Origin of the sequence: Lysinibacillus sp. A4 (assembly GCF_024919535.1) — a bacterium.
Taxonomy (GTDB): Bacteria; Bacillota; Bacilli; order Bacillales_A; family Planococcaceae; genus Lysinibacillus; species Lysinibacillus capsici.
The window spans coordinates 73,518-86,714 of record NZ_JANWTB010000001.1 but is presented as its reverse complement, the minus strand read 5'-3'; the positions used below and the strand labels follow the sequence as shown (position 1 = coordinate 86,714).

Below are 13,197 nucleotides of genomic sequence, written 5' to 3'. Positions count from 1 at the left end.
TCCGTAATCTGGCATTCTGCTTTTTGTTTTTGTAGATACTTATTCACACTGGCGCATGCTTTGGGGCTGCAAGGACGCAAAAGATGGTAGGGTTTGCGTTGCTTAAGTTAGAAGGCACACAGTGGAATTTTACCGCGGTGATGAAACGATTTGGTTTCAAGATAATATTCCCCAGACGATTGGGTTGAGACTTTTACAATTTACGAGAATGTTACCTATAATACTAAAGGGGTAGTTTCGCAACAGCGAGGCTGCCCCTTGTCTAATTTTAAGGCCAGTCATGTCCAACCATGACAGGCCTTTTTGGTATACATTACCGTTTACTCTCTTCCATAAATAAGTGATAATAAAAGCATGAATTTTAGTAAAAATCTAAATTCTGCCTAAAGAAATCAGAAAAATCAAAAAGGTGAGGGATGTCAATGGGAAATATCGACACACTATCGACGAATGTCGTGACACAATTAGAAGAAATGGCTACACGGCAAGACAATATGGATCAGCTAGTATCACGCTATTGCCAAGAAAGACTGCTTTATCGCCTATCCGTATCCTCCTATGAAGATCAATTTTATCTAGATGGGGATCTACTATTATTTGCTTTAACAAATGGATTGGTGAAGCCTTCCAATGAAGTCACGCTGACAGCTCAAGCAAGCGTTCATCAACACGATATAGTGAAACAGGCCTTTAAAGAAATTTGCTCACTAGCAATACCAGCGGATGGCATTGAATGGGATGCACAGCGGATCGAATCGTCTGTATCGAGTGACAATATTCAATTAAGCATACCAGCTACATTGGGCAAAATGACTGTATACATAGAAGTTTGGATTACCTTTAAAGAAAACATGCGAATAACACCAAAGGCCATTAATTTTCCGAGCTTGCTAGACAATAAGGCTGCGGTAGTTTATACATATCCAACAGAATTCGTACTGGCACAAAAATTTATTAAAATTTACCAGTACCCAGCATTAGAAAAGACTGAAAAAACAATAAATGAAGTACAACAATTGCTACAAACGCAAACTATTGAAGGACGAAGATTGCAGACGTATATTGTGGACTTATTTGATCGTCATCATTTTACAATCGAGCTAACTTCTACACTCGAGATGACAGGGATTCTGAAACAATTCTTTATCCCTATTTATGAAGCTATTTTGGCTGAGGACGAATTTTTCAAGCAATGGAACAATCGAGCTTGGCAATGAAGAGAGGGACCCGCAAATCATCTACGGTTTGCGGGTTTTTGCATGGCTATTATTCAGTAATTTATTAGGGGGATACATTTGTATGTCTCATGAATGGTTTCTTCTTTTTATTAAAATGTAGCTAAAGTGTATCTGTTGCACGAATAGATAAAGTTGAATCGTATTATGTCATGAAGGAGGTTAGGTGAAAAATATGATAAAGTTTGCTGGCTTAAGTGTGCAAGAAATTGTTCAAACATATAGTGACACCCTCATACGAATTGCTGTGCAACAGACCAATAATATGGCTGAGGCGGAGGACATTGTGCAGGAGGTTTATATGACACTGATGAGGCAGAACAAGCCCTTCGCTCATGAAGCACATTTAAAGGCTTGGCTTATAAAGGTGACATTTAATAAGTGCAAGGATTATTTTAAGTCCTCACGTGTGAAGAAGACGGTACCCATTACAGACGAAATGGCCTTTATTGCAAAAGAGGAGCAGATGGTTCTTACTGAAATTTTTGAGCTTCCTTCAGAAGAGAGAGTCATTGTTTATTTACATTATTACGAGGGCTATACAACTGCAGAAATGGCTGAGTTATTAGAGATCAACGTAAATACAGTAGGCTCAAAGCTCAGAAGGGCACGAATGAAGCTGAAAACGATTCTAGAAGAGGGGAGCAAAGTATGATGAATGCTTATAAGAATGTGATGAAGCAGATTCATGCTTCTGAGGAATTTAAGCGTAAGATGCAGGAAGAGATGATGAAATATGAAAAGAGGTCCTTTATGAAAAAAGTAAGAATTAGTGTTGGAAGCTTAGTAGCCTGTGCAGTGATTGCTGTCCTTGCTATGGTAAATATCAATCATGATACACCAATTGATTTGACGGAGAGAATTGTTGCGGACCATTCAGCTCCTGCAGCAAGTGCGCTAGTAAATATCGAAGGGACCATTACGGAAGTTGGAGAAGATGGGCTGAGCTTTACATTGGATAACGGTATGGAAGTAGTCGTGACAGATAAAACCAAAATAGGAATAGATGGACCGACAGCACCACCTAAGGAGGAACAGCTATTTGAGCCTACTTTTAGAGTAGGTAATTTAATTGGTGGCTATACAGAAGATACCTCCTCAAACCCAGTTCAGGCTGCTGCCATTTATACAAATTGGAATTTTGAACATCCAATACGATAAAGATTTAGATGCGCAAAAAAGAATTTCCGAGGGGAAATTCTTTTTTTATAGCTTCTGGTTAACTATTTATTCCTTTTTATCCTAAAAACGAGATTGAATAATACTATTTATAAAGAAATGATTATTTTTATACAAAAAAGTATTGTCTAAAGAGAATATTGTCACTATAATTTACGTAATAGTCTCACATTTCCGAATTGCGAAAAATAATACGCATTATGGAAAAAATATCATACTAGGGGGATGGGCTATGAAAAGAAATTTAATGGTGTTGCTTACAATTATGGCAGCTTTCACGCTAGTTTTAGCGGGTTGCGGCTCGAAAGACAATACATCATCAGGTGATGGAGATAGTAAAAAAGTTTATAAGGTAGGTACTGAGGCTACATTTGCACCTATCGTATCTCTTGATGATAAAGGGAATATTGTAGGGATTGATGTGGATGTACTTCAAGCAATCGCGGATGAAATGGATTTTGAAGTGAAGTGGGAAAGTATTGGTTGGGAGCCTGTATTCCAAACAATTAAAAATGGTGAAACAGATATTGGTGGTGCAGGGATTACAATTACGGACGAGCGTAAGGAAACATTTGATTTTACTGAGCCGTACTACGAATCTCAATTATTAATCGTGGTGAAGGAAGATTCAAAGATCCAATCATTGGATGAATTAAAAGATAAAAAGATTTCTGTACAAATTAATGCAACTGGTCATATGGCTGCCAAAAAGCTACAGGGTGAATCTAGTCCCAACATTTTTGCTTTCGAAAATCAACCAATTGCTATTCAAGAGATGCTGAATGGCAACGTAGAAGCGGCGATTGGAGATAATTCAGTTGTTTATGAATATATCAAGGCACATCCAAATGACAAAATCAAAGTAATTAAAGATGATTCCTTCGAAAAAGAATACTATGGTTTCATGGTTCAAAAGGGGAACAAAGAGCTTTTAGATAAGTTAAATGAAGGCCTTAAAAAGATTAAAGAAAACGGTAAGTTAAAAGAAATTACAGGTTCAGACTTTTAGTAAAAAATAAACCGTAGAAGCTCACCTCAAGGGGAGTTCTACGGTTTATTTTTTAGGTGCTAGTCTTGTGCTTCAGCAACTGTTTTGACCCGTTCTAAAAATTGTACGACTACTTTGTCCGATGCAAACAATAAAAATAATTTGACGAACCATTTTAACGCATTATTTGTTACGGAATAAGTAAAGGAAGTCTCTGTTTCATTTATTTTATTTAATTCATAGTAAGCCGTAATTTCAAACAAATTAGCGAGTACAAAGCCTACTTTCAATATTTTTTTATCAGGTGTATTCGAATATTCCAATGTTTCTACATCATACGTTTCGATACGTTTTCCTTCTTTATATTTTTGGCGATAAATACTGCCAACCCCTTCTTCTGTTACTTTTACAGGCTTGTTTTCAATTACCTGTGGCATAATCTTCTGCATGTCAGCTAAAGAGCCATCAAGTAATTTCCAAACGTTTTCGATGGGGGCATTTATGTTTATAGTCTTTGTCCATGTTTTCATCCAAACACCTCTACTTTCAAAATTACTTATCTATGCTGTAAATTAAACTAATTAATAAATGTAAGTATACTAAATTTTAACGGTAGCCACATGATTATTAACATTTGAGGAGATAAGGGAGAGAAAAACAAAAAAGATTGAAGCCAATGTAGCTCCAATCCTTCTTATTTACATATTCATCCTATTAATGGAAGAGCTATGCGTTAGTTTTCATCTTTTATTTTCCAATCGTTATAAACGATATCTTGAAGTACATTTTTCAGTTGTACAAATTGCTGCTCTGAGATATTCGATTGCTTCATCACTTGGCGGGACACTTCAGGTAGTTTCCTTCTTACATCTACGCCTTCCTTGGTTAAATATATTTTCATTAATCGTTCGTCTTCCTTAGAACGTTCACGACAAATGTAATTCTTTGCCTCTAATTTTTTTAACAACGGTGTTAATGTTCCTGAATCTAAAAATAAACGTTGGCCCAATTCTTTCACCGTTATCTGTTCGTTTTCCTCTAAAGCTAATAAAGTGATATAGCCTGTATAAGTAAGATCGTAAGGCTTCAATAATAATGTATATTGCCGAGTGATTTCCTTTGATGTTGCATACAAAAGAAAGCACAGCTGGTTATCTAAATGATTAGGCATAAAAATCCCCTCTTAAAGTTCTTCTACTACCATTTATATTAAAAATAAAGTTCCTACTTGTCAAACGCAATTAAATTGTGTACAATTCAATTTGTAAAAATTAGATTGTACACAATTTAATTAATAACAAAAGATAAGGGGTTTTCAGTTATGAAAGAATTATACGCAACTACAATGATTAATGAAGGTGGCCGTAGTGGCACATCCTATGCAGAAGATCAATCTTTATCGTTAAAAATTGCACCACCAGGCTCCAAATTAGCGGATGTTACAAACCCAGAACAATTATTTGCGGCTGGCTATAGTGCTTGCTTTAATAGTGCATTAGATTTAATCAAACGCCAAAAGAAACTAAAAAATGCATCAACCATTAAAGTAACAGTGAAATTAATGGAGCAAGCTTCTTTTGACTATGTGCTTGCAGTGGAAATCGAAGGGCATATTGAAGGACTAGCAGTGGAGGAAGCACAGGAATTATTAGAGGTCACACATACGGTATGCCCATATTCAAAAGCAACAATGGGCAATATTAATGTAACAATAAAAGCAGTTTAAATTGTGAAAAGAGGGAAACTACATGTTATCAACTACACCATTAAAACAAATTATGCAAATGCGTAAATCTGTTCGTAAATACAATGCAGAGACTAAAATTCCGCGTGAAACCATCATGCAGCTGTTGCAGGATGCTACTTCAGCACCTTCTTCAAGTAATATGCAGCCATGGCGCTTTCTTGTCATTGATGATAAGGAAATTCAGAAGAATATCAACTTCTTTTCATTTAATCAAGAGCAAATCGAAACAGCCTCTGCCATTATTGCTGTCATTGGTGATATAGAGATGTATGTAAATGCTGAGGAAATCTATGCAAAAAACGTGGAGCTGGGCTATATGCCAGAACCAATTGCTAATAAGCTTGCACAAGATGCGCTGACAATGTATGGTTCAGCACCAACAAAAACATTAGAAAATATCGTACACTTTGATGCTGGCTTAGTATCGATGCAAATCATGCTATTAGCGAAGGAAATGGGCTATGATACCGTTCCGATGGGTGGATTTGATAAAGCAAAATTCGCTGAATACATGGAATTACCAGCAAATGAAATTCCTATTTTATTATTAGCCATTGGTGAAGCGGCAGCCCCAGCATATGGTTCTTCACGCCTACCAATCGACCGCATTGTTCGTTTTAATAAATAGTTTCAAGCAATGTCCTTGATACACTTGAGGACATTGCTTTTTTAAAGATTTTTTAGGAGGGAATAGGATGTCTTCATTAACTTTTATTTTAAGCTTAGTCGTAGCAGCAGAGCATTTGTATATTATGTATTTAGAAACGTTTGCAACTACTTCTAAAAGAACAGCAAAAACATTTAGTCTTTCTGAAGAAGCGTTAGAAAATGCAAATGTTCAAGTTCTTTTCAAAAATCAAGGCGTTTATAATGGTCTGATTGCGATCGCCTTATTGTATGGATTATTTTTGTCACATCAGCAAACTGAAATTGTTGCCATTTTTTTAATCTTTGTATTCATTGTCGCTTTGTATGGTAGCTTAACAAGCTCTAAATCGATTCTATTAAAACAAGGTGGACCTGCTATTTTAGCACTTATTAGTTTATTTTTCTAAAGGAATCTCTACAATAATAAAAAGATTGAAGTTAATGTAAACTCAACAACAGACATTATACATTATCTCTGTTCTAATGGAAGTATAGTGGAAGGCTTATATAGTTGTGAGCAAAGATTTCTTTTTAAGGAGATAATTAGCTTACGTCTAATATCCAGATTGCCCAAAACTTTATTAACAGTCAAAAAGATATATATTGTGATGATTGTCTCTCTGAAAAATTGGATATTAAACCAAGACAACAAATCAATCAAATTTGTAATAAGTTAAAAAAACAGGTCTTTTATAAAGAGAGGTTAAACAATGTTCTTCTTGCGCCAAAGATAGAATTTAGGTAGAGTTTTTCATAACATCCTAACTTTTTAATAAAGGGGTAAAATAGATGATGCTTAAAAATAGAAAAGTAATAGTAACAGGTGCAGCTTCTGGTATAGGAAAAGAAATTGTTAAACAATGTTTAGATGAAGGTGCTTCAGTACTTGCTTGTGATATTAATGAAGACGCCTTAAGGGAATTAAAACAATCAATGAATGTCCCCTCAGATTTGTATACATATCAATTAGATGTAAGTATTTATGAAGAAGTAGTCAATTTTTTTGGAAATTTGGAAAGAGAACATTGTGATGTAGATAGTTTAGTTAATAATGCAGGGATTTATTTGGGTAAGAATATACTGGATTATCAAACCGAGGAAATTGATAAAGTAATAGATATAAACTTAAAGGGATGTATTTATTTTTCTCAAATGTTCGGGAAATATCTACTTCAGAGCGAACGTACAGGAGTCATCGTGAATATGTCTTCTGTATCAGGTATGGAAGGCAGTTCAGATGCAATATATGGACTCTCAAAAGCTGCTATATTGGGATTAACTAAAAGCTGTGCAGTGAATTTCTCACCATACATCAGAGTTAATGCCATTGCCCCTACAATGGTAAACACTCCTATGATGGATGCAATACCTATTTGGAGAAAAGAGGAATATTTAAATCATCAGCTTATCGATACACCTGTAATGCCTGAAGATGTTGCTGATACTGTTATTTTCCTCTTGTCAGATAGATCAAAGCATTACACAGGTGCGACATTTGATATTAATAATGGTGGATATCTAAGGTAGTTCAAAAACTTATTCAACTGTTTTGCCAAACTAATTATTTACTCAGAAATTTTTGCTTTTCTCAAATAAGGAAAGCGTCTTTCCTCATGGAAATAAAACAAATGGGATGTTGAGTTGTTCATTAGAAGTTGTTCAATGAAAGGAATCGTTACATAATGATTTTTGGTTAGGGAGGGGTTAGTTCTGTTGATCAAAATGTAGTTCGCCAGTCTAAGAGGCTTGGTGCTCAAATATTAATGCCATTTTGAAGAATCACTTTCAGATGTAATACATATAAATATGTACCCCTAGGTCAATGAAAAAGGTACTTTTGCAATGCAGAGACAAAAGTACCTGAAAACTTCTATATTAGGGTTTTAAAACCACTTTAATGCAACCTTCTTGCTTTGTATCGAATATTTCATAAGCATGTTTTGCTTTTTCAAGGGGGAGTACATGTGTAATGATATCACCGACATTCACTTTTCCTTCAGCCATTAAGTTATAGACATGGGGCATGATATGAACAACTGGAGCCTGTCCAGTACGAATCGCTACATTGCGTTGGAATATATCTCCAAGTGGGAAGGCGTTGTATCGACCGCCGTATACACCGGTAATTTGGATTGTTCCTCCTTTACGTACCGCTTGACTGGCTGTGACAAGGGCTCCCATAGCACCACCTTGAAGTTTTACCCCACTTGCAAGAAATTCTAGAGGTGTCATTTTTCCGCTCATCCCTACGCAATCAATGACAACGTCTGCACCGCCCTTGGTAATCTCTTTCAAGTATTCACCACAATTTTCATGGTCTTCAAAATTAACGATTTCCACGTTATTTGTCTTCTTTGCATGTTTAAGACGATACCCGATGTAGTCAACTGCGATTACTCTTTCTGCTCCTTTCAGCCAAGCAAATTTTTGTGCTAGCAGTCCAACAGGTCCGCAGCCAAGAATAATAACAGTATCTCCTTTCTTTACACCAGCATTATCTACACTCCAAAAAGCAGTAGATGCGGCATCAGCAAGGAGAACAAGACTTTCATCAGGAACTTCTGATTTCTCTGGAATTTTGAAAGGGATAAAATTACCATAGGGCACTCGCATAAACTCTGCCTGTCCTCCTGGAAAACCGCCTGTTGTGTCTGAATAACCAAAGTAGGCACCCATTTCGCCATTATCGTTTGCATTATCACATTGACTTTCCAGATCATGATTGCAGTACCAGCATTCCCCGCATGCAATATTAAAAGGAATGACAATCCGGTCACCCTTTTTAACCTTCGTCACATCTTTTCCAACTTCTTCTACAATACCCATTGGTTCATGACCAATGACATAATCTTGTCCAAGATTCGGAATCATACCATGAATCAAATGCAAGTCTGACCCGCAAATGGCAGTAGTGGTTAAACGAACAATAATATCATCGGCTTTTTTTATTTTAGGGTCTTGTACTTCTTTAACCTCAACATTTTTTACACCTTGAAAAGTGACAGCTTTCATTAAAAAAATCCCTCATTTTCGTTTATTTTTTCGGTGGGGTAGGGAACATTCCTTTTCGATTCATATCTTTAGGGAATAAATCCAACTGGGCAATACTAATCGCATTTTCTGCTGATTTAATATCCAGTTCCTTTTGACCTGCAAGATCATAAGGTTTCAGCCATTCTTTTTTTACCATCAGTTCAGAAATTTCGAAATATAAATCGACCATCACATCCAGCTGAGTTCTCAAGATTTTCTGAAGAGCAGGAGAAGCTGTTTCTGTTAAGGCAATTGAAAGATTACGAATACCCGTTTTGGTTGTAAGTAAAAACTCAAGAGCAATCCCCGAATCAGTTAGTTCAGGCATTCCAACTGAATTTATAGGATCTAAATAGTCTTGCATACAATTGTCCTCCTAATATTCCAATTCCGATTTTGAGTAGAGCTTAACCATAGCAGTGAGTGCCGGGGTAGATAATTTTACATTTTTGTCCAATAACGCTCTTAAATCATCATCAAAGACCACACCTTGACTCAGCTTCGATTTAAGTAAACTAGTTGTCATAAAGTTAATGACTTCATGAAATTCCATGGTTTCATGAAGTGCTAATTTTTTCTCAAACACGTAATTCGCACCTCCATAATTTTCTTTAAAAAGTCTTCCCTGTAGCAAGTCTATTTATGCAAATTCGAATTGGATTAAATCTAAGACTATATTGATAGCTAGAATCTGATTTAAAGTTGAATTTCCTCCATTCTTTTCACTCAACCCATTTTTTACATTACCTATGTGCTTGAAACCTTATGAAAATTGGTTTTAGGCGTTTTTCTCTTTGTCTAAAGAAAATGCGGGATGTATCCTAAAGGGCGCTTTTCTGAAATAAGGGAAGCTTCTTTTTTTCATAAATGGGTCATTTAATGGAAGAAGGGAGCAACGCTTTTTTTAGATAAATTTATATAAAATTGGATATAAAAAAGGACCTTCAGTCTCTATAGCTGTCAGGTCCTTATTTTTTATACTATTTCATTTGTTTTTTAATATCTTCTACTTTGGTAAACTTCAAGACAACAAACAAGCCCAATAACTCTGGATATAACGCTTTGAGCTTCAATGGTTCATCATCTTTTGAATGCAACCATAAATTTGCTTAACACGCCGCCAAGAATTATTAACATTATATTATTCCCAACAAGCCAACTGTGTGCATGCATTACTATACATTGTAATGTAAAGAAAAATAAAAAACCCCAAAAGCTGCATATAACAGGCTTTTAGGGCTTTGTAGGGTACATATTACAAAATATAAAAATTAGTCCGTGAAACATAAAGATGATAAGTAACCTAACATTAATAAAAGACCAATACCCATTGCGATGCTCATGCTTTGTACCTCCTTTAAAAAAACGACACATTATTCATAAATATTGTACAATGAATTATAGAAATATGAAACCTTTTAATGGCGAGAACGTATATAATAATAGGAGAATTACCAATTTGTACATAAAGAGTAGGTGACAATAAATGAAAACGTGGGTTAAGAAAAGTATAGTCATCATGGTTGCGTTTTTAACATTTGGTTTAATAACGCCTACACATGAGATTTGGGAAGCATTTGATCAAAATCCCTCGAACCGTGCATCTATCGGCCCTTCATCAGGGACAAGCACTGCTTTAGCGGCTGAGCATGATGACAGCAGTGAAGAGCAGCTACAGATACAAGAGGAAGCGATTGATTATAATGCCTTACTGGTGGATGCAGCTAGAGAACAATCGTACATAAAATTTGGCACAAAAATTGGTCCAAAAATTAGCAATGAATTCGACAGCATCATCTTCCCTAAAATGGAGGAAGCCATGGCAATGACAGTGGCTAATCTTGATGATCAAACTGCTGCATCTTTAACCATCTCTGAAAGGCCAAGTGGTAATTACGGTGAGAAAATTTTCAATGTCATCAACAATGAAACAGGCACAGATTTAATTCGTTTCCATGTGCGCACAGAAAAAAGACCGCAGGAAGGCTACTACTACAACTTCCATTACCACAGTGTCGAGGACAACTTCATGGCACATAACAACCTGGGCGATATCTATTGGGAAAAAAACACACCACCTAAGTGGTTGTCATAATAAGTACGAAACACTCGTTTACATGACGAGTGTTTTTTTGTGAATATCTCAGCGTTTGTAAAAAGTCATTGAGTTATAACTTTTAATTTTTCAGAGTGGGGGAGGTAGGGGAAAGCATGTACCCTAAAAAGTACCCCAAATTCTCAAGTTTTTGATTTTCTTAGATTTATCAATTGAATTGTAGCGATAGCTGATATCAATAGCTACATTGAGCACTCTCGATTGAAGGTGCTTTCCAACAATATGAATAGGACTTGTGTTTATGATTGATTACCCGATATGCAAGTCCCTTTGTTATGCTTTCACAGCCTCTCCCGTAACTCCACTTAGGGCTTTATAGCACCATTTAGAGAACCATATAAAAGAAAGGTGACTTTTATAGTCACCTTTTCACTTATAGATAGCAATTTATTTATTGAATATTTGCTCATAACGGTGGAAGAATGCCACAGCGTGCGCTCTTGTTAGAGAATCATTTGGTTTAAACTCTGCATCCGTTTTAGTAGTTGTTAAGTCGAAGTCACGTAGAAACTGGATGGCTTCTGGCTGAGATACTGTTTTTCCATAATGCATAGATGCTAGGATACGAGCAAAATTACCACGTGTGATGTCTTTGACTGCATATACCTGTTTAGACGCTGATATACCACCAAGCGTTGGTAGAGCGTACTTACTTGCTAGTTGATAGTTTACATCTGCACTCCATGAAGAACTAGGTTTTGTTGAAGCTAATTCATCAGACTTAAAGTAACGGAAAAGTACAGATAACATCTGATTTTCTGTTAAATTCGTGTTTGGTTTCAGTAAGTTTTCGTATTTCTTTGTTGCAGGGTTGTATACGTTTGGATAACCGCTGATAAGTCCTTTGTTTACTGCCCATTGAAAATCCTCTGCCCAGTACTGGTCTGCCTTGTAATCAGCGAACTTTGATACATCTATACTACCTACTGGAGTTGTAGGAGTTGTAGGTGTTGATGCTGAGTAGTTTAAATAACTTGATGCTACATACCCCTCTGTCCCGTCATTTCTTTTCACAGGATACCAAACAAAATGGTTTTTCTTCGTTGATACGGCTTCATATTCAAAAGGACCCGTAATGGTAACAATTTCGCCTGTACGTAAAGTACCCATAGAAGGACTATCCGTAGTAGGTCTTGTCCTAACTGTTACATTAGTTGTTGCACTAACTTTTTGATTTGCTTTAAAAAAGTACTTTGATTTTGTTAAAGGTAAATCAAAATCATAGTTCATCGCTGAAAATTTAATATTTTCCCTGCTGTTAGAGTCATATTGAAAATGTTCGCGTGTAAAAGGCAGCTCTGTTAAGTCTATTAATTCTAATCTCTCAATAATTTGGAGAATTTTTTCTTGATAGGCATTTGCATTTCTTTCCCCAGTTGCTTGGACAAATGGACTATTTACCGGCTTAGTACCGTTATAAGCCATGATAGCGAAGTACCAATGTTCCAATATATCTCTTTTCCCACCGTTGATGCTAGGCAAATCCTTCCGCTTAAACATATCATCTAGAGTCTCCACACCAGCTCGAATATTATAGACAATATCGCTTTTTAGTCTATCTTGATTGTAGTCAGCTTGATTGGTAATTTGCATAATGCCAATTCCATTATCAGCTGTCACAATCGCTTTACCATTCATATCGAAATGACGCCAATTTCCACTTTCACCTTCCGCTATTGCCTTCACAATTTCAGGAGGAACATTATAACTCAGTGCTGTTTCGGTTAACAAACAGTTCATTGTGGAATAATCAGGGTTGACCTTCGATGCCGAATCATACTTACATGTATTTGCAATATCATTAGCTAATACATTTTTATCTATATTTATAGTTAGAGAGAGGGCACCAATGACAATACCACTAATCAATGGTTTCAATATCTTTTTCATATCTGGTTATTACACTTCCTTTCATATTTTCCAAAGTTAAAAGATTCAGATATATGTTATCATAAACCCAATATTTGGGATAGGGGTAATATTCAATGTTTCTTTCATTTAACAGGGTAGAGTGATAAAAGCCTAACATATATTGTTTCGGTGAAAGGGTTGTAAATAGTGATACTATTTTAGTGATAAAATTCTGTTTCATTTGGAGTAAGTGTATCAAATGGCTTTGTATCAGTAAGTGCAGCACATTCTGCTTCTTCGGGTTTTTATATTCATGCAGATTATAGTAGGTGGAGTCGTATATATGGTGACAAATTATAAAGAAGTAAAATACAACGTTGCTGGAAAATTTTTTCAACAA

15 protein-coding genes are annotated in these 13,197 nt (G+C 35.9%); 9 read left to right on the top strand and 6 right to left on the bottom strand.

Annotation, left to right across the window (positions count from 1 at the left end):
• The first annotated feature begins 422 nt into the window (after positions 1-422).
• The 4 genes from NY607_RS00505 (at position 423) to NY607_RS00490 (ending at position 3,423) form a co-directional block, all read left to right on the top strand.
• On the top strand, positions 423-1,217 hold the full coding sequence (locus NY607_RS00505) for a nucleotidyl transferase AbiEii/AbiGii toxin family protein (protein WP_259418917.1): 795 nt from the start codon (positions 423-425) through the stop codon (positions 1,215-1,217).
• A gap of 193 nt (positions 1,218-1,410) precedes the next feature.
• Entirely contained in the window at positions 1,411-1,890 is a 480-nt protein-coding gene (locus NY607_RS00500; protein ID WP_259419187.1) for an RNA polymerase sigma factor, read from the top strand.
• Positions 1,890-2,396, top strand: a complete 507-nt coding sequence (locus NY607_RS00495) for a hypothetical protein (RefSeq protein ID WP_227744886.1) — start codon at positions 1,890-1,892, stop codon at positions 2,394-2,396. Before NY607_RS00500 ends, NY607_RS00495 begins: the two co-directional genes overlap by 1 nt.
• A gap of 250 nt (positions 2,397-2,646) precedes the next feature.
• Positions 2,647-3,423: a basic amino acid ABC transporter substrate-binding protein gene (locus NY607_RS00490; RefSeq protein WP_004228443.1), complete on the top strand. Its 777-nt coding sequence runs from the start codon at positions 2,647-2,649 to the stop codon at positions 3,421-3,423.
• Positions 3,424-3,482: 59 nt separating this feature from the next.
• Here the strand turns inward: NY607_RS00490 and NY607_RS00485 are convergent, their stop codons facing one another.
• On the bottom strand, positions 3,483-3,932 hold the full coding sequence (locus NY607_RS00485; protein WP_048394580.1) for an SRPBCC family protein: 450 nt from the start codon (positions 3,930-3,932) through the stop codon (positions 3,483-3,485).
• A gap of 203 nt (positions 3,933-4,135) precedes the next feature.
• On the bottom strand, positions 4,136-4,573 hold the full coding sequence (locus tag NY607_RS00480; protein ID WP_054549302.1) for a MarR family winged helix-turn-helix transcriptional regulator: 438 nt from the start codon (positions 4,571-4,573) through the stop codon (positions 4,136-4,138).
• A gap of 150 nt (positions 4,574-4,723) precedes the next feature.
• Between NY607_RS00480 and NY607_RS00475 the strand changes: the two genes are divergently transcribed.
• The 4 genes from NY607_RS00475 to NY607_RS00460 all read left to right on the top strand — a co-directional run bounded on the left by NY607_RS00475 (position 4,724) and on the right by NY607_RS00460 (position 7,324).
• Complete coding sequence (locus tag NY607_RS00475; RefSeq protein WP_004228436.1) at positions 4,724-5,128, top strand: Ohr family peroxiredoxin; 405 nt, start codon at positions 4,724-4,726, stop codon at positions 5,126-5,128.
• 22 nt (positions 5,129-5,150) lie between these two features.
• Positions 5,151-5,777, top strand: a complete 627-nt coding sequence (locus tag NY607_RS00470) for a nitroreductase family protein (RefSeq protein WP_066037868.1) — start codon at positions 5,151-5,153, stop codon at positions 5,775-5,777.
• A 67-nt stretch (positions 5,778-5,844) separates the two neighbouring features.
• Positions 5,845-6,204: a DUF1304 domain-containing protein gene (locus NY607_RS00465; RefSeq protein WP_054549300.1), complete on the top strand. Its 360-nt coding sequence runs from the start codon at positions 5,845-5,847 to the stop codon at positions 6,202-6,204.
• A 385-nt stretch (positions 6,205-6,589) separates the two neighbouring features.
• Positions 6,590-7,324: an SDR family NAD(P)-dependent oxidoreductase gene (locus tag NY607_RS00460; protein ID WP_103119076.1), complete on the top strand. Its 735-nt coding sequence runs from the start codon at positions 6,590-6,592 to the stop codon at positions 7,322-7,324.
• Positions 7,325-7,672: 348 nt separating this feature from the next.
• Here NY607_RS00460 and NY607_RS00455 read toward each other — a convergent pair whose 3' ends face one another.
• From NY607_RS00455 to NY607_RS00445, 3 genes are read right to left on the bottom strand one after another with little or no spacing between them, the layout of a single operon-like run.
• The gene (locus NY607_RS00455; RefSeq protein WP_054549299.1) at positions 7,673-8,809 is read right to left on the bottom strand and encodes a zinc-dependent alcohol dehydrogenase; all 1,137 of its coding nucleotides are present in this window, start codon (positions 8,807-8,809) and stop codon (positions 7,673-7,675) included.
• A gap of 22 nt (positions 8,810-8,831) precedes the next feature.
• The gene (locus tag NY607_RS00450) at positions 8,832-9,194 is read right to left on the bottom strand and encodes a spore coat protein (protein ID WP_048394572.1); all 363 of its coding nucleotides are present in this window, start codon (positions 9,192-9,194) and stop codon (positions 8,832-8,834) included.
• Positions 9,195-9,206: 12 nt separating this feature from the next.
• A complete protein-coding gene (locus tag NY607_RS00445) occupies positions 9,207-9,416 on the bottom strand; it encodes a hypothetical protein (protein WP_016993944.1) in 210 nt (69 codons plus the stop codon).
• Positions 9,417-10,316: 900 nt separating this feature from the next.
• Here NY607_RS00445 and NY607_RS00440 point away from each other — a divergent pair.
• On the top strand, positions 10,317-10,925 hold the full coding sequence (locus tag NY607_RS00440) for a YpjP family protein (RefSeq protein WP_259418916.1): 609 nt from the start codon (positions 10,317-10,319) through the stop codon (positions 10,923-10,925).
• Positions 10,926-11,333: 408 nt separating this feature from the next.
• Here NY607_RS00440 and NY607_RS00435 read toward each other — a convergent pair whose 3' ends face one another.
• Positions 11,334-12,836 carry an SH3 domain-containing protein gene (locus NY607_RS00435; RefSeq protein ID WP_259418915.1) on the bottom strand — a complete coding sequence of 501 codons (1,503 nt, stop codon included), beginning with the start codon at positions 12,834-12,836 and terminating at the stop codon, positions 11,334-11,336.
• Positions 12,837-13,197: the final 361 nt, after the last annotated feature.